This window comes from Azoarcus olearius (assembly GCF_001682385.1).
In the GTDB taxonomy this organism is placed as follows: domain Bacteria; phylum Pseudomonadota; class Gammaproteobacteria; order Burkholderiales; family Rhodocyclaceae; genus Azoarcus; species Azoarcus olearius.
Genome location: NZ_CP016210.1, coordinates 1473484 through 1490145 on the forward strand (window position 1 = coordinate 1473484; position 16662 = coordinate 1490145).

The window sequence follows — 16662 nt, forward strand, 5'->3', positions numbered from 1 at the left end:
TGAAGTTGAGCAAGGGCCGGTATCAGACCAGCGCCTTGCCATTGCGTACGAAAGGCAGTTTTACGCAGCGCGCCTTGAGGCGCTTGCCGCGCACGTCGACTTCCACGGTGTCGCCCGCCGCGACGCCGGGCGGGAGGCGGGCGAAGGCGATGGCGCGCTGGAGCGTAGGCGAGAAGGTGCCGCTGGTGGTTTCACCTTCACCGTCAGGGGTGAAGACGGCCATGTGGGCGCGCAGAACACCCTTGTCCTCCAGGACGAGACCGAGGACCTGCCGGGTTGCAGGCGCGGCAAGCAGCGCCGTCTTGCCCACGAAGTCCCGCTGTTCGTCCTTCAGGTCGATCGTCCACCCCAGGCCGGTGTCGAGCGGCGAAGTGCTCTCGTCCATGTCCTGGCCGTAGAGATTCATGCCCGCTTCGAGCCGCAGGGTGTCGCGTGCTCCCAGCCCGCAGGGCTGCACGCCTGCTGCCAGGAGTTGTGCCCAGGCGGCTTCGGCTTTGTCGGCCGGCACGGCGATCTCGAAGCCGTCTTCGCCGGTATATCCGGTGCGCCCCACGAAGTAGTCGCCAAGTTGGGCGCCGGAGAAGGGCGGCAGGCTTTCGCTGCCGGCACGTAGCTCGGGGAACGCCTTCCAACTGGCCTCACGCGCGTGGGGGCCCTGCACCGCGATCATTGCGAGGTCCCGCCGTGGCGTGAGCGTGACGTTGGCCGGCATCTCCCCGATCTGTCTGCGCATCCACTGCACGTCCTTGTCGGCCGTGCCGGCGTTGACGACGATGCGGTACTGATTGTCTGACAGGCGATAGACGATGAGGTCGTCGATGACGCCGCCGGTCGGATTGAGCATGCAGGCGTAGAGGGCTTTGCCGGCAGTGCGAAGCTTGGCGACGTCGTTCGCCAGCAGGCGACGCAGCCACGCCGTGGCGTCCGGGCCGGTCAGGTCCAACGCGAGCATGTGTGAAACGTCGAACATGCCGGCGTGGCGTCGCACTGCGTGATGTTCCTCGATCTGCGAACCGTAGTTCACGGGCATCTCCCAGCCCGCAAAATCAACCAGGCGGGCCTGAGCCGCGAGGTGGCAGGAATAAAGAGGCGTGCGTCTGGCTGGAGCGTTCATCGCGAGGGTTCCGTTTGGATCAGAAAATAAAAAAGGGCGAAGCCCGCCCTAGCGTGCTTCGCCCCATCTGTCCCTTGTACCTGAGAGATTCCAGCGCATCGCCGGGTGCCCCTTCGGTGGATGCGCACAATACGATTGCCGCATCTCTCTCCAGACTTTCACTGCGTTCGCGCGGTCCCTTGTGCCTGAGCGATTCCTGGGGGTTACGCCTTCGGCGGTCCGATGTTGTCATCGAACACTCTCCCGCGCGACCCGCGGACGATATCACCGCCTATCGGCTTCCAGCAACCGGGGGCTTGGATGAGGTCTCGGGCGGTGGCGCGCCATCTTGATTTGCGGAACCTCTGCGACAGTCCGACAGATACGTGTGCAGGTGCGTTCTTGTTGTCCGGCCGTTGCGTGTACACATATGCAGGGGTGCGCGGTGAGGGTTCGAATACCAGGGCGAGGGAGCGCATCGGAAAGTCGCGTTGAAGGCGCGGCGCTGAGCGCTACAAAAATTTCTTCATTTTCCGGTTGACGACTTTGCTGTTGGTGTCCATAATCTCGTTTCTCTGCTGCAGCGATTGCAGCGCTCTTTAAAAAGTTGAACAACCGATAAGTGTGGGTGCTTGGTTGTTGTGTGGCGAGCCGCTTCGGCGGTTTTGTTTCGCAATGATTAGGTGCTCATGTCAGTAATGACTTTGAGTGCTTTGTATGGATTGAACTTAAGAGTTTGATCCTGGCTCAGATTGAACGCTGGCGGCATGCTTTACACATGCAAGTCGAACGGCAGCGGGGGCTTCGGCCCGCCGGCGAGTGGCGAACGGGTGAGTAATGCATCGGAACGTGCCCAGTCATGGGGGATAACTACGCGAAAGCGTAGCTAATACCGCATACGCCCTGAGGGGGAAAGTGGGGGATCGCAAGACCTCACGTGATTGGAGCGGCCGATGTCAGATTAGCTAGTTGGTGAGGTAAAGGCTCACCAAGGCGACGATCTGTAGCGGGTCTGAGAGGATGATCCGCCACACTGGGACTGAGACACGGCCCAGACTCCTACGGGAGGCAGCAGTGGGGAATTTTGGACAATGGGCGAAAGCCTGATCCAGCCATGCCGCGTGAGTGAAGAAGGCCTTCGGGTTGTAAAGCTCTTTCGGACGGAAAGAAATCGCGCGGGCTAATATCCCGCGTGGATGACGGTACCGTAAGAAGAAGCACCGGCTAACTACGTGCCAGCAGCCGCGGTAATACGTAGGGTGCGAGCGTTAATCGGAATTACTGGGCGTAAAGCGTGCGCAGGCGGTTTTGTAAGACAGGTGTGAAATCCCCGGGCTTAACCTGGGAACTGCGCTTGTGACTGCAAGGCTAGAGTACGGCAGAGGGGGGTGGAATTCCACGTGTAGCAGTGAAATGCGTAGAGATGTGGAGGAACACCGATGGCGAAGGCAGCCCCCTGGGCCTGTACTGACGCTCATGCACGAAAGCGTGGGGAGCAAACAGGATTAGATACCCTGGTAGTCCACGCCCTAAACGATGTCAACTAGTTGTTCGTAGAGGTAACTCTGTGAGTAACGCAGCTAACGCGTGAAGTTGACCGCCTGGGGAGTACGGCCGCAAGGTTAAAACTCAAAGGAATTGACGGGGACCCGCACAAGCGGTGGATGATGTGGATTAATTCGATGCAACGCGAAAAACCTTACCTACCCTTGACATGCCTGGAACCTTGGTGAGAGCCGAGGGTGCCTTCGGGAACCAGGACACAGGTGCTGCATGGCTGTCGTCAGCTCGTGTCGTGAGATGTTGGGTTAAGTCCCGCAACGAGCGCAACCCTTGTCATTAATTGCCATCATTCAGTTGGGCACTTTAATGAGACTGCCGGTGACAAACCGGAGGAAGGTGGGGATGACGTCAAGTCCTCATGGCCCTTATGGGTAGGGCTTCACACGTCATACAATGGTCGGTACAGAGGGTTGCCAAACCGCGAGGTGGAGCTAATCCCTTAAAGCCGATCGTAGTCCGGATCGTAGTCTGCAACTCGACTGCGTGAAGTCGGAATCGCTAGTAATCGCAGATCAGCATGCTGCGGTGAATACGTTCCCGGGTCTTGTACACACCGCCCGTCACACCATGGGAGTGGGTTTCACCAGAAGTAGGTAGCTTAACCTTCGGGAGGGCGCTTACCACGGTGAGATTCATGACTGGGGTGAAGTCGTAACAAGGTAGCCGTATCGGAAGGTGCGGCTGGATCACCTCCTTTCAAGAGAAAAGCCATCTTCGGCCAAGTATCCACACCTTATCGGTTGTTCAAGCGAAGAGCCTCGAAGCACGAGGGTCTGTAGCTCAGCTGGTTAGAGCACCGTCTTGATAAGGCGGGGGTCGTTGGTTCGAACCCAACCAGACCCACCAGTCCTTGTCCAGGCACAAGTCAGACAAGGGGCTGTAGCTCAGCTGGGAGAGCGGCGGCTTTGCAAGCCGTAGGTCGTCGGTTCGATCCCGACCAGCTCCACCAGTCGCCCGCAGTACCGTGCTTCATCCGAGACGTCAGTCATGCGCATCGAACGCGTGAGCATGCCTGACCTCTTGGCCAACGCCAGAGGTTCGCTCTTTAACAAATTGGAAGAAGTTAGTGCAGCACATCAACGATGTGTTGCACGGGTTGTGTGATTGCATTGATCAGGGCTGCGTAGTCAGCACAGTCCTGATCGCACAAACGAGTTCGACCTGTGACCGGATCTTCAGCTCACGCCAGTGAGTCGAGGGTCCAAGGTTATAGGATCAAGCGACTAAGTGCATGTGGTGGATGCCTTGGCGATCACAGGCGATGAAGGACGTGCAAGCCTGCGAAAAGCGGGGGGGAGCTGGCAATGGAGCTTTGATCCCCCGATATCCGAATGGGGAAACCCGGCCCGCAAGGGTCATCCCGTACTGAATCCATAGGTACGTGGAAGCGAACGCGGCGAACTGAAACATCTAAGTAGCCGTAGGAAAAGAAATCAACCGAGATTCCCCAAGTAGTGGCGAGCGAACGGGGAAGAGCCTGCACGACTAAACCATCAGCTTAGCAAAACGGTCTGGAAAGTCCGACGATACAGGGTGATAGTCCCGTATGCGAAAAGCCGGTGGCGGGTCTGAGCGTGCGACAAGTAGGGCGGGACACGTGTAATCCTGTCTGAAGATGGGGGGACCATCCTCCAAGGCTAAATACTCGTGATCGACCGATAGTGAACCAGTACCGTGAGGGAAAGGCGAAAAGAACCCCGGGAGGGGAGTGAAATAGATCCTGAAACCGCATGCATACAAACAGTGGGAGCCTGGAAACGGGTGACTGCGTACCTTTTGTATAATGGGTCAGCGACTTACGTTCAGTGGCGAGCTTAACCGAATAGGGGAGGCGTAGCGAAAGCGAGTCTGATAAGGGCGACATAGTCGCTGGGCGTAGACCCGAAACCGGATGATCTATCCATGGCCAGGATGAAGGTGCGGTAACACGCACTGGAGGTCCGAACCCACTAGTGTTGAAAAACTAGGGGATGAGCTGTGGATAGGGGTGAAAGGCTAAACAAATCCGGAAATAGCTGGTTCTCCCCGAAAACTATTTAGGTAGTGCGTCGTACGGACACTTGCGGGGGTAGAGCACTGTAATCGTTGGGGGGGTCACTGCGATCTACCCCGCGATAGCAAACTCCGAATACCGCAAAGTGATATACGGCAGACAGACATCGGGTGCTAACGTCCGGTGTCAAGAGGGAAACAACCCAGACCGCCAGCTAAGGTCCCAAATGCATGGCTAAGTGGCAAACGAGGTGGGAAGGCATAGACAGCTAGGAGGTTGGCTTAGAAGCAGCCACCCTTTAAAGAAAGCGTAATAGCTCACTAGTCGAGTCGTCCTGCGCGGAAGATGTAACGGGGCTCAAGCCATGAACCGAAGCTGCGGATGTGTCTTTGACACGTGGTAGGGGAGCGTTCCGTAAGCCTGCGAAGGTGTCTCGTAAGGGATGCTGGAGGTATCGGAAGTGCGAATGCTGACATGAGTAGCGATAAAGGGTGTGAAAAGCACCCTCGCCGAAAGCCCAAGGTTTCCTGCGCAACGTTCATCGGCGCAGGGTGAGTCGGCCCCTAAGGCGAGGCAGAAATGCGTAGTCGATGGGAAACAGGTCAATATTCCTGTACCGGTTCTAGATGCGATGGGGGGACGGAGAAGGTTAGGCCGGCCGGGTGTTGGACGTCCCGGTTTAAGCGTGTAGGCGTGCTCTCTAGGCAAATCCGGAGAGCTGAGCTGAGGCGTGATGACGAGCGAACTTGTTCGCGAAGTGGTTGATACCCTGCTTCCAGGAAAAGCCTCTAAGCTTCAGTCTAGAATCGACCGTACCGCAAACCGACACAGGTGGGCAGGTTGAAAATACCAAGGCGCTTGAGAGAACTCAGGAGAAGGAACTCGGCAAATTGATACCGTAACTTCGGGAGAAGGTATGCCCCATTAGCTTGTAGGAGTACATCCGAAGGGCGAAGGGGCCGCAGAGAATCGGTGGCTGCGACTGTTTATTAAAAACACAGCACTCTGCAAACACGAAAGTGGACGTATAGGGTGTGACGCCTGCCCGGTGCCGGAAGGTTAAGTGATGGGGTGCAAGCTCTTGATCGAAGCCCCGGTAAACGGCGGCCGTAACTATAACGGTCCTAAGGTAGCGAAATTCCTTGTCGGGTAAGTTCCGACCTGCACGAATGGCGTAACGATGGCCACACTGTCTCCTCCTGAGACTCAGCGAAGTTGAAATGTTTGTGAAGATGCAATCTCCCCGCGGCTAGACGGAAAGACCCCATGAACCTTTACTGTAGCTTTGCATTGGACTTTGACGGGACTTGTGTAGGATAGGTGGGAGGCTTTGAAGCCAGGACGCTAGTTCTGGTGGAGCCGTCCTTGAAATACCACCCTGGTGTCGTTGAGGTTCTAACCCAGGCCCGTGAATCCGGGTCGGGAACAGTGCATGGTAGGCAGTTTGACTGGGGCGGTCTCCTCCCAAAAGGTAACGGAGGAGTTCGAAGGTCTCCTAGGTACGGTCGGACATCGTACTGATAGTGCAATGGCAAAAGGAGGCTTGACTGCGAGACCGACAAGTCGAGCAGGTGCGAAAGCAGGACATAGTGATCCGGTGGTTCTGTATGGAAGGGCCATCGCTCAACGGATAAAAGGTACTCTGGGGATAACAGGCTGATTCCGCCCAAGAGTTCACATCGACGGCGGAGTTTGGCACCTCGATGTCGGCTCATCACATCCTGGGGCTGTAGCCGGTCCCAAGGGTATGGCTGTTCGCCATTTAAAGTGGTACGTGAGCTGGGTTTAAAACGTCGTGAGACAGTTTGGTCCCTATCTGCCGTGGGCGCTGGAAGTTTGAGGGGACCTGCTCCTAGTACGAGAGGACCGGAGTGGACGCACCTCTGGTGTACCGGTTGTGACGCCAGTCGCATCGCCGGGTAGCTAAGTGCGGAAGAGATAACCGCTGAAAGCATCTAAGCGGGAAACTCGCCTCAAGATGAGACTTCCCTGGGGACTCGATCCCCCTGAAGGGTCGTGGAAGACCACCACGTTGATAGGTCGGGTGTGGAAGCGCAGTAATGCGTTAAGCTAACCGATACTAATTGCCCGTGAGGCTTGATCCTATAACCTTGATACACAGCGTCAAACTCGACGACGCAGTCACGCAACCATAACGCTTCTTCCCAATTTGGCCAGGCAGACCACCCCCTGCCAGGCAACAAGTCAAAGTCTGACGACCATAGCGTCTTGGTACCACCCCTTCCCATCCCGAACAGGACCGTGAAACAAGACCGCGCCGATGATAGTGAGCCCGCGCTCGTGAAAGTAGGTCATCGTCAGACTAACTACAAAAAAAAGCCCGCACGATCTATCGTGCGGGCTTTTTTTATTGGAGAAAAGACCGCTCCACGAGCAGCGCGCGCTCCTTGCCTCCGAGCGAAGCGCACAAGCAACATTTGCTGGAAATCGGAGGTTGCCGCTTCTGACAACTAGCCACGGAACTGCGACTCGGAGTCCACGCCGACGGTACAGTCATTACGCACCAGAAAGCAGCAGGCTTCTGTATTTAGCACCAAGTTGATGCGCCTCCTGCGGCTGAGTCGCCCATTTCCCTTCAAGAAAACAAGAGGCTAGAAGGGATGCGAGCGTGGCATGACTCATGCTTGGTGGACATCTCTGCGTCTGGTCTTTTCGGACCATCTACTCGGGGCCCCAAAGGCCTTTCCCGGCGCTGCAACGAAGCAGCACCGACAGATCAAAGACGATCCCAGTTGCGACGCCGACACGCGAGTGTTCGAGCGCCCAAGCACCGCGCGCTCCTTGCGGGGCCCCTGCCAAGACCTAGTGTTGTTTTGTCGATCCGCGCCTAGCGCCAAGGACCAGGGTTTACTTGACCGGTGCCATCGGATCGCGCTCCGAAGCTATCGCATGTCGAAGGCAATTACCCGGGCAATCCCCGCTCCCTGGATGTCCCCTCGTCCGGTCCAAAGCGCGGTGCACGGGTCGAATTGCGGGATTGCAGGCGCCCGCTCACTGGAGTCAAGAATGGATAAGAAATCGTTTCTGCAGGCAGGTCATACTCCGACCCTGTTTGCCGCGTTCATGTATTTCGATCTCGCCTTCATGGTGTGGGTCATGTTAGGGCCGCTTGGAGTACAGATCGCGACCGATCTCGGCTTAACCCACGCCCAGAAAGGAATGATGGTGGCGACACCGGTTCTCGCCGGGGCGTTGTTGCGTTTCGTCATGGGCATGCTGGTAGATCATTTGAAGCCAAAGCTGACCGGTGCAATCGGGCAGGTGATCGTCATCGCTGCCTTGGCTTATGCGTGGCAGCATGGCATCCACTCCTTTGAAGAAACCTTGATTCTCGGCCTCTTCCTTGGCGTTGCGGGCGCCTCGTTTGCCGTGGCGTTGCCGCTCGCGTCGCGCTGGTACCCGCCGGAGCACCAAGGGACGGCCTTGGGTATCGCGGGTGCGGGCAACTCGGGAACCGCGCTGGCGGCGCTGTTTGGCCCGGGCCTCGCGGCGAGCTTCGGCTGGGTGAATGTCTTCGGGCTGGCGTTGATCCCGCTTGGCCTGGTCTTTGTTGCATACCTGCTGATGGCGAAGGACGCGCCGGAGTGTCCTCCGCCGAAGCGACTCGGTGAGTATCTGGCTGTCCTGAAAGATAAGGATGCCTGGTGGTTCATGTTCTTCTACAGCGTCACGTTCGGCGGCTTCGTCGGTCTGGCCTCGTCGCTGACGATCTATTTCAATACCCAGTATGGCCTTGACGCGAAGATGGCCGGGTACTTCACCGCCGCATGTGTTTTTGCTGGCAGCCTGGTACGTCCGATCGGGGGCAATCTGGCCGACAGGATAGGGGGCATCAAGTCGCTTTCCGTGGTGTATATCGCTGCGGCGGTCGCCTTGGGCGTGGTTTCGGTTGGATTGCCGAGTTCCTGGCTGGCTCTGGCTGTTTTCGTATGTGCCATGCTGTCCCTCGGCATGGGTAATGGAGCGGTTTTCCAGCTCGTGCCCCAGCGTTTCCGCAAGGAGATCGGCGTAATGACGGGGCTGGTAGGCATGGCCGGCGGTGTGGGCGGTTTCTATCTGGCGTCCAGTCTGGGCTATTCCAAACAGGTGAGCGGATCCTATATGCCCGGCTTTCTGATCTTTGCTGGACTCGCACTCGCAGCCCTCGTCGGCCTGACCGCAGTGAAGAGGCGCTGGCGAACCACGTGGGGCGCCCCGCACCTGACCACCGCGAAGATCTGAATCTCATCCGTCGCGGGCGTGCAGGGAGGTGAGGGTGGGCAACGGTTCCCCAAACGCCTCCACCCGCATTCTGAAGCCAATGGTGAAAGGTCTCTCGGTCCAAGCATGAATCAGCTCAGCGTCCGTATCGGCTATACCTCGCTCACCGGGGCTCGCGTGGCCAACGAGGACTTTGGCGGCTACGTGACGCCGGCGGGCGCCGAATTGATGGACAAGGGCATCCTGCTGGCGGTTGCCGATGGTCTGGGCGGGCATGAGAACGGGCGGGAGGCGGCGGAGCGGACGGTGCGCGGCCTGCTGGCCGATTACTACGCCACGCCGGCGACGTGGTCGGTCAACAGCAGCCTGGAGCGGGTGATCCAGTCGCTGAATCAGTGGGTGCTTAGTCAGGCGCGCAAATACCGCCAGACGGCCGGCATGGCGACGACGCTCTCGGCGATGGTGGCCCGCGGGACGCGCTATTACCTCGCGCACGTGGGCGACACCCGCATCTACCGGCTGCGGGGCGGTGGCCTCGAGCAACTTACTACCGATCACACCTGGGCCCACCCGGAACTCGATTCAGTGCTGTCCCGCGCGGTGGGGCTGGATTCCAAGCTCAGCGTCGATTTCGCAGATGGCGATCTGATGGTGGGCGACGTTTATGCGTTGATGAGCGACGGGGTGTGGGCGACCCTCGGCGACGAGCGTATCCGAAAGATACTGGAAGACGAGACCGATCCCGAGGCAGCTGCCGCGGCCCTTGCCATGGCGGCGACACGCGCGGGATCGCCCGACAACTGCACTGCCCTGGTGATGAAGGTGGATGGGCTTCCGCCCGCCCGATTGCCGGAGATCATCGCGTCGGGAAGCGCGCTGCCGCTACCCCCACCGCTCAAGCCGGGGCAGGTGATCGATGGTTTGACGGTGGAGGAGGTGTTGCACCATTCGCTGGTGACGCTGCTCTATCGCGTGGCAGACGCGCAGGGGCGGCAGCGGGTCCTGAAAACCCTGCGTAACGGTGCGGGCGATGTCGAGAATTGCCAGGCGCTGGTCTACGAAGAGTGGCTGGCGCGGCGTGTTGTCGATAGCCGGTTTCCCGAGGTGATCGATTGGCCGGGGCGGAGCCACCTTTACTACCTGATGAGCTGGCACGAAGGGGCGACGCTGAAGGCACGTCTGGCTGCAGGCCATCGCTTTTCGCCAGCTCAGGTAGTCGAACTGGGTGGCGAAATCCTGCGCGGTGTGGGCGCACTGCACCGCCTCGCCATCGTCCACCGCGACATCAAACCAGACAACCTGCATCTCGACGCCCATGGCAGGCTGCGCATCCTCGATCTGGGCGTTGCGGCGAGCGACGGGCACGCGTTCAACGAAATCAACAATCCGGGCACACCGAGCTACATGGCGCCGGAGCTCTTTGCCGGGGAAAGAGCCAATGAAGCCTCGGATCTGTATGCGGTAGGCGTCACGCTGTACGAACTGCTCGCACGCCGTTATCCCTACGGCGAGATCGAGCCCTTCCAGAAACCCCGCTTCGGGGATCCGGTCGCCGTCACCCGCTACCGGCCGGATACGCCGGACTGGCTCGAAGCGATCCTGCTGAAAGCGGTTGCACCGACTCCCGCCGAGCGATTCGAAACCGCGGAGGAGTTCTTGCTGGCGCTCGAACTCGGCGCCCATCGGCCACTCCGCACGCCGCGGCGGCGCCCGCTGATGCAGCGCGATCCGGCGCTCGGGCTCAAGCTGCTGGCAGTGAGTTCGGTGGTGCTCAACGTCTTTCTCGCGCTTCTGCTGTTCGCGCGCTGAGCCGGCGCATCGAAGTCAGATCCGCGGCAGGGCGGGTTTCGCCGGCGGGGTGTGCTGCAGGTTGGCATATTGCGCGCACCGTTCCATGTACTCACGCGCACTCTTCGGCATGGTGACGCGCGCACGCACGATGTAGGTAAGGAGGTCGCGGCCTTGCAGGATCAGGCGCTGACCGTCCTCCGCGCGCTGCTGCTCGTCGGGCGTGGGGGTACAGGAGAGCTTGGGCGCGAACGCGGCGAGACGTTCGGAGGTGACGACGAACTCCGCCCAGATATCGAAGATGGCGTCGTCGGTGCGCAGCGTTTCGCACTTTACCTTCGAGATCGCGGCGAAGTCCTGGATCAGCACATCCACGCCCTCGAACAGCGGATTGCCCCTGAAGGTCGCGATCATCGTCGCTGCCAGGCGGTCGATGTCGCGCAGCGCCTGGGCGATCTTGACGTAGCGGCTTTCGTAGAACGCCTCGACGGGAATCGAGAAGGCACGGAAGGGCTCGCCCCACAGTTCGTCTATGCCTTCTTCTCCGCTGCGGTGCAGCACCATGCGCCCCAGGTTGAGCGCTTCCTGCAGACAGACGCCGCATTCGCGCATCAGCGCGTTGTCGGTTTCGATCTCGATGCCGAGCGCCTGGAGCTCCACCAGCTTGGTGAAGATGTCGGTGGCCCGATTGAACAGGGCGCCCGCGAGCATTGCCCCCTTCACCCGCTTGTGCTCCGGATCCTGCTCGGTTTCAAACGAGCGGCGGGCGTCGTTAAGGCGCTTGCCGGGGATGTTGATGCCGTGTTCGACGTGGTTGAACAGCCGTCGCGTAAGCGCCTGGATCAGCGTCTTCTTGGCCTGCAACGAATCGGCCGGCGGGTCGTACACCTTGATCCAGTAGCCGTCGTAATACACGCGCGGCACACCGTCGATCGTATCCAGCGTGCCGTTGGGAATCTCCGGATTCATCGTGCTACACCTTGCCGGGAGGGGCGGGGTGCAAAGAATACGCCGATCGTGCAGCGCAAAAAAGGTATCTATCCGGTTAACCGGAACGGACGAGGCGCCGCAGTGTCGGGTCCGCGCGACGCCTGCCGGCGGGAACGCTTCTCAGGCGAGTTCGGCGGGCAGTACGGTACGCAGCACGGTCTGGGTTTCGTCGTCGCGGACCCGGTTGGTGAACCACCACAGCGCGCCCTTCTTGATCGTCCAGTCCGCCTCCACGCCGGCCAGCAACAGCGAGGCGAGGCGGCCCAATCCCGGCTGGTGGCCGACGATGAGGATGGCGCCGCTGGCGTCGGGCCAGCCGGTGGCGCCGATCAGGTCGGCGACGCCACAGTCGGGCGCCAGGGCGGGAACGATCTCGAAGTCCTGCGTGAAGGCGGCGGCGGTCTGGCGGGTCCGCACGGTGGGGCTGACCAGCACGCGTAGCTTCTTCGGGCGGTTCTTGTGCAGCCACTCCGCCATCCGGCGCGCCTGGCGGTGACCGCGTTCGGTCAGTTCGCGGCTATGGTCGGGCGAGCCCTCGGCCGCTTCGGCGTGGCGCCAGAGCAACAGGTCCATGCGTTTTTCCGTTCTTGAAGGGGCCGTCATGGTGTGGTCTCCGGGTTGCAGCGGTATTGCAGTTACCACGGCTTCCTGCCCCAGAGCAGCGGGCGGGCTTCGTCGAGCACGCGGCGGCGGTAGCGCGCGTAGCGCGGCGCATGCCAGCCGCTGACGAAGGCCGCCGCGGTCTGAAGCGCGCGGATGTCGTCGGCCCAGCGCGCCAGCCGCGCTCGCGCCACGTCGACATCGTTCAAGTAGCCCAGCGTGTCTTGCACCTTGACGAGTGCGGCGAGGTAGCGGGCGCCGGCTTTGCGGGCGAGCAAAGGGGTGAAGAACTCGACCGCATAGCGCAGATGTTTGAACGCGATCCGCAGCGCGTGCAGACGCGCCGGCGCCAGATCGGCCGCGGCGTCGAAGCGCCGGCGCGCACGCTTGCGCAGCCGGTCGAGCCGCTCGCGCGCAAAGCTCGCAAGGTCGCCTTCGATGTCCGGCAGCCGATGCAGCGCCGCGGTGAATTCCAGCATCGCCAGACCCTCGCCGGCCTTCGCCAGTCCTTTCAGGGCGTGCTTGCGCGCCTCGGTGCGTGCATCGTCGGCCAGCGCGGCGAGGCCGTGAACGTCGATTTCGTCGCGGTTCACTTCTTCGGTACGCACCGGCTCCAGCAACTCGGTGTACAGCACGTCGAGATCGCGCGCTTCCGCTAGCAGCGCGGCGTGTTCGCGCAGGCGCGCGCTCCAGGTCTCGTGGAAGTCGGCCGGCAGCACGGGGGCGAAAGTGCGCAGCAGGGCGCGCAGGCGGCGCAGGGCGACGCGCAGCTGGTGGATGAACTCCGGGTCCTCGTGCCCTTCTGCGATGGCCAGTGCGTTGGCTTGCCACGCCCTCAGGGTGGCAAAAGCGAGCGCGCGAAACGCCTCGCTGATACCGGCATCGGCCTCCAGCCGGGGCGGTTCGCTGCGGACCGGGGTGACGGGCTGGTCGTGGAACAACTGGTAACCGCGTTGGGCCTTGCTGATGTCGTTTGGCACCAAGGGCAGGTCGCGGGCGAGGGTGCAGGCGAGTTCGAGCAGGTCGAGCGGATCGCCCTCGACGAGTTCGAGTTCGAGTTCGCAGATCGGCAACTCGCGCGCCCCCGCTTCAATGCGGCCGCTATCGGTCATCAGCAGGATGCGCACGCCTTCGCGCGGACTGTAGAGGCGGGTTTCGCGCCGGAAACGGGTGCTGAACAGCGGAGTCAGCTTGTCGCCGTGCTTGTGCAGCAGGCGCGCGGCCTCGGGGTGGTCGACCGCCGAGAAGTCGAAGCGTCCGTTGTAAGGGCCTTCCCATTCCGGCCGCGACGACAGGCCGCCGCTGGAGGTGGCGGCGCATTTGACCGTTTGCAGCCATTTTCGACCCTGGAGCCGTGTCCGCACCGCCACCCGGTTGGCTTTCAGCGTGAGGTCCGGGGTGTCGAAATAGGTGTTGTCCAGGGTTTCCGCCTTGCCCTCGCGCTCGGCCCCGGCCACCAGCGGATGGCGGCGCAGGGCAGGCAGGGCCGATGGCGGCAGTGCGAGCTTGAGTTCGATTTCCTGGCTCATGGAGGGCGGCCGAGAGGGTTGGGAGCCGCCGATTCTAGCGGCGGCCCGGTGCCCGCTGCCACCGTGCGTCGTCCGGCTCAGTCTCCGAACACGTGCGACCACAGCGCCTCGACCGGCTTGCGCGCTTCGGCGGCTTCTTCCGGCTCCACCCGTGACGGCTGGTCGTTGAGGCGCTGACGGTGCTGCAGGCGGCGGAAGGTGCGGTAGCTGTCGGCGCAGGCTTCGGCAAGCTCGGCGGGAATCAAGCCCAGCCCGGCGGCGATGTGAAGCAGCGCGATGTTGCCGAGGTTGCCGGTGAGTTCCGGATGGGCGTGGGCGTGCCCGAGCACGAGGTACTGCACCAGGAACTCGACGTCGATCAGGCCGCCGCGGTCGTGCTTGAGATCGAACAGCGCGCTCTTCCCACCGTGCGCGTCGCGCATCTTGCGGCGCATCGCGGCGACTTCTGCCCGCAGCGTGTCGAGGTCGCGCGGCAGGCGCAGCACTTCGCAGCGGATGCGTTCGAAGGCTTCGCCGATGGCGGGGTCGCCTGCGCTGCACCGGGCGCGCGTCAGCGCCTGGTGTTCCCACACCCAGGCCGATTCCAGCTGGTACTTGCGGAAGGACTCCAGCGAGCAGGCGATCAGCCCCGAATCCCCATTGGGGCGCAGGCGGAGGTCGGTCTCGAACAGCATGCCCGCGGCGGTCTGGCTCGACAGCCAGGTGTTGGTGCGTTGCGCGAGGCGGGAATACACCTCGGCCGACTCCGGGGCGTCGTCGTCGTAGAGGAAGACGATATCGAGGTCGGAGGCGTAGCCCAGCTCCTTGCCACCCAGCTTGCCGTAGCTGATCACCGCGAACTTCGGTGCTTCGCGATGGCGGATTTTGATCTTGCGCCAGCACAGCGGCAGCGTCAGCGACAGCATTACGTCGGCCAGCGCGGAGAGATGGTCGGCCAGCTTTTCCACCGACAACAGGCCCGCGATGTCGCGCGTCAGCAGCCGGAACACCTGTGCGTGGTGCTGCTCGCGCATCAGGTCCATCTGGCGCTCCATGTCCGGCTCGATGGCGTCCAGACGGTCGGAGAGGTCGGCCCGGAAGCGCACCCAATCGGGCTCCAGCTCGTGATTGCGGTCGTCCAGCAGCTCGTCGAGCAGGATCGGGTGGCGGCCGAGGTATTGCGCCGCCCAGCGCGAGATGCCGACCAGGTCGGCAACGCGGCGCAGCGCCTGCGGGTACTGCTGCAGCAAGGCCAGATAGGCGCCGCGGCGGCTGATGGTCTCCAGCAGGTCGAGGCAGCGCGCCAGTGTCTCATCGGCGTCCGTCGTGGCGGCGGCAACTTCGAGGACACGCGGCATCAGGGCGTCGAAACGCTGGCGGATGTGATTGGGCAACTGCTGGTAGCGCGCGCTGCCGTGGATCGCCGCCAGCCGGCTCGCCGCGGCTGGCGCGTCGCGGTAACCGAGTTCGGCCAGCTTGGCGGTTACCCGGTCGCAGTCATTGGCTGCCGCCCAGGTGGCGGTCAGGTCGTGGTCTTCGTCGGTGGGGTCGCCGAACACCGCTTCGAAGTGGCGGCTGACCACTTCGCGATGCGCCGCCAGCGCGGTGTCGAGTTCCGCAAAGCCGGCGAAGCCCATCGCGCGTGCGATCAAGGCCCGGTCGGCGTCGTTGTCGGGGATGTCGTGGGTCTGCGCGTCGTCCAGGTATTGCAGCCGGTGTTCCAGGCGACGCAGGAAGTCGTAGGCGCGCGACAGCTCGCCCACCGTGTCGGCGCCCAGGATGCCGCGCGCGGCGAGGCGGTCGAGCACCGTCAGCGTGGGGCGGACCTGCAGCTCGGTATCGCGCCCGCCGCGGATCAGCTGGAACACCTGCGCGATGAACTCGATTTCGCGGATGCCGCCGGGGCCGAGCTTGACGTTGTGCACGCGGTCGCGCCGCATCACCTCGCGGCGGATCTGCGCGTGCAGCTCGCGCATCGCATTCACCGCACCGAAATCGAGGTACTTGCGGAACACGAAGGGGCGCGCGATCCGTTCCAGCTCCTGCCAGCGCTCGCCGCACAGCACGCGGGCCTTGATCCAGGCGTAGCGCTCCCACTCCCGGCCCTGGCTGATGAAGTAGTTCTCCAGCATGTCGAAGCTGCCGACCAGCGGGCCGGAGTCGCCGTTGGGGCGCAGCCGCATGTCTACCCGGAACACCTGGCCGTGCTCGGTGAGTTCGGCCAGCGCCTGGATCAGCTGCTTGCCCAGCCGCTCGAAGAACTCGAAGTTGCTGATCACCTTCTTGCCGCCGGTGTCGCCGTCTTCCGGGTAGATGAAGATCAGGTCGATGTCGGACGACACATTGAGTTCGCGTCCGCCGAGCTTGCCCATCCCGATCACCAGCAGCTCCTGCTCCCAGCCGGTAGGCGACAACGGGGCGCCGTAGCGCTGCACCAGTCCTTCGCGCAACACGTGGTGGGCATGGCGCACGGCGACTTCGGCCAGCACGGTCATCGTCTCGGTGACTTCGGCGAGCGGGGCCAGCCCCGCGAGGTCGCGCACGATGAGATGGCACATCACCCAGGTGCGCAGATGGCGCAGGGTCGGACGCAGGCGCGCCTCGTCGGCGCCTTGTTCGGCGATGAAGGCGAGCATCGCCGGTTCGTCCACCGGCGCGCCGATGCTCGCAGCCAACCGGTCGGCAAGCCAGGGGCGGCTCGCCAGCATGCGCGCCAGGTAGCGCGACAATTCCGCGGCGGAGGCAACAGCATCGGGAAGCGGGGCGGATTCGTTGAGCATGGACGGGTTCCGAACGGAAGGATGATCGTTGGTAGAATGCTGGGCTCCGCGCAGTGCGTGAAACCGCAGGAATACGGATCGAAGCAGGTTGAACGGCGATTGTAGCCAAGCCGGGATATCGCGGCC

The 16662-nt window shown here is 62.0% G+C and carries 7 protein-coding genes, 2 tRNA genes, 3 rRNA genes and 1 riboswitch; of the genes, 7 read left to right on the forward strand and 5 right to left on the reverse strand.

What is annotated here, in order from left to right; translation table 11 throughout:
* Positions 1-22: 22 nt before the first annotated feature.
* Positions 23-1114, reverse strand: a complete 1092-nt coding sequence (gene gcvT, locus dqs_RS06895; RefSeq protein ID WP_011765020.1) for a glycine cleavage system aminomethyltransferase GcvT — start codon at positions 1112-1114, stop codon at positions 23-25.
* 162 nt (positions 1115-1276) lie between these two features.
* A riboswitch (glycine riboswitch) is annotated at positions 1277-1370 on the reverse strand.
* Between the two features lie 447 nt (positions 1371-1817).
* Between gcvT and dqs_RS06900 the strand changes: the two genes are divergently transcribed.
* The 7 genes from dqs_RS06900 (at position 1818) to dqs_RS06930 (ending at position 10679) form a co-directional block, all read left to right on the forward strand.
* Positions 1818-3353, forward strand: a 16S ribosomal RNA gene (locus dqs_RS06900).
* Between the two features lie 72 nt (positions 3354-3425).
* A tRNA-Ile gene (locus dqs_RS06905) sits at positions 3426-3502 on the forward strand.
* 27 nt (positions 3503-3529) lie between these two features.
* Positions 3530-3605: transfer RNA gene (locus dqs_RS06910), tRNA-Ala, on the forward strand.
* Positions 3606-3869: 264 nt separating this feature from the next.
* Positions 3870-6754 (forward strand): 23S ribosomal RNA (locus tag dqs_RS06915).
* A 106-nt stretch (positions 6755-6860) separates the two neighbouring features.
* Positions 6861-6973 (forward strand): 5S ribosomal RNA (gene rrf / locus dqs_RS06920).
* The 16S, 23S and 5S rRNA genes sit together here with 2 tRNA genes alongside, the layout of an rRNA operon.
* Before the next feature lie 703 nt (positions 6974-7676).
* Positions 7677-8891 (forward strand): nitrate/nitrite transporter, encoded by a 1215-nt coding sequence (locus tag dqs_RS06925; protein WP_065340024.1) that lies wholly within the window; start codon positions 7677-7679, stop codon positions 8889-8891.
* Between the two features lie 105 nt (positions 8892-8996).
* Positions 8997-10679, forward strand: a complete 1683-nt coding sequence (locus dqs_RS06930) for a bifunctional protein-serine/threonine kinase/phosphatase (RefSeq protein WP_065340025.1) — start codon at positions 8997-8999, stop codon at positions 10677-10679.
* Positions 10680-10694: 15 nt separating this feature from the next.
* Here dqs_RS06930 and dqs_RS06935 read toward each other — a convergent pair whose 3' ends face one another.
* From dqs_RS06935 to glnE, 4 genes are all read right to left on the reverse strand, one after another.
* Positions 10695-11627 (reverse strand): hypothetical protein, encoded by a 933-nt coding sequence (locus tag dqs_RS06935; protein WP_065340026.1) that lies wholly within the window; start codon positions 11625-11627, stop codon positions 10695-10697.
* Positions 11628-11768: 141 nt separating this feature from the next.
* Positions 11769-12221: a SixA phosphatase family protein gene (locus dqs_RS06940; RefSeq protein WP_065340027.1), complete on the reverse strand. Its 453-nt coding sequence runs from the start codon at positions 12219-12221 to the stop codon at positions 11769-11771.
* Between the two features lie 62 nt (positions 12222-12283).
* Positions 12284-13777 (reverse strand): CYTH and CHAD domain-containing protein, encoded by a 1494-nt coding sequence (locus tag dqs_RS06945; RefSeq protein WP_065340028.1) that lies wholly within the window; start codon positions 13775-13777, stop codon positions 12284-12286.
* Positions 13778-13854: 77 nt separating this feature from the next.
* On the reverse strand, positions 13855-16536 hold the full coding sequence (gene glnE / locus dqs_RS06950) for a bifunctional [glutamate--ammonia ligase]-adenylyl-L-tyrosine phosphorylase/[glutamate--ammonia-ligase] adenylyltransferase (RefSeq protein ID WP_065340029.1): 2682 nt from the start codon (positions 16534-16536) through the stop codon (positions 13855-13857).
* Positions 16537-16662 lie beyond the last annotated feature (126 nt).

Coding starts and splice junctions, on each gene's coding strand:
- gcvT (WP_011765020.1), bottom strand. CDS start 1,114: ATGAACGCTCCAGCCAGACGCACGCCTCTTTATTCCTGCCACCTCGCG.
- dqs_RS06925 (WP_065340024.1), top strand. CDS start 7,677: ATGGATAAGAAATCGTTTCTGCAGGCAGGTCATACTCCGACCCTGTTT.
- glnE (WP_065340029.1), bottom strand. CDS start 16,536: ATGCTCAACGAATCCGCCCCGCTTCCCGATGCTGTTGCCTCCGCCGCG.
- dqs_RS06930 (WP_065340025.1), top strand. CDS start 8,997: ATGAATCAGCTCAGCGTCCGTATCGGCTATACCTCGCTCACCGGGGCT.
- dqs_RS06940 (WP_065340027.1), bottom strand. CDS start 12,221: ATGGACCTGTTGCTCTGGCGCCACGCCGAAGCGGCCGAGGGCTCGCCC.
- dqs_RS06945 (WP_065340028.1), bottom strand. CDS start 13,777: ATGAGCCAGGAAATCGAACTCAAGCTCGCACTGCCGCCATCGGCCCTG.
- dqs_RS06935 (WP_065340026.1), bottom strand. CDS start 11,627: ATGAATCCGGAGATTCCCAACGGCACGCTGGATACGATCGACGGTGTG.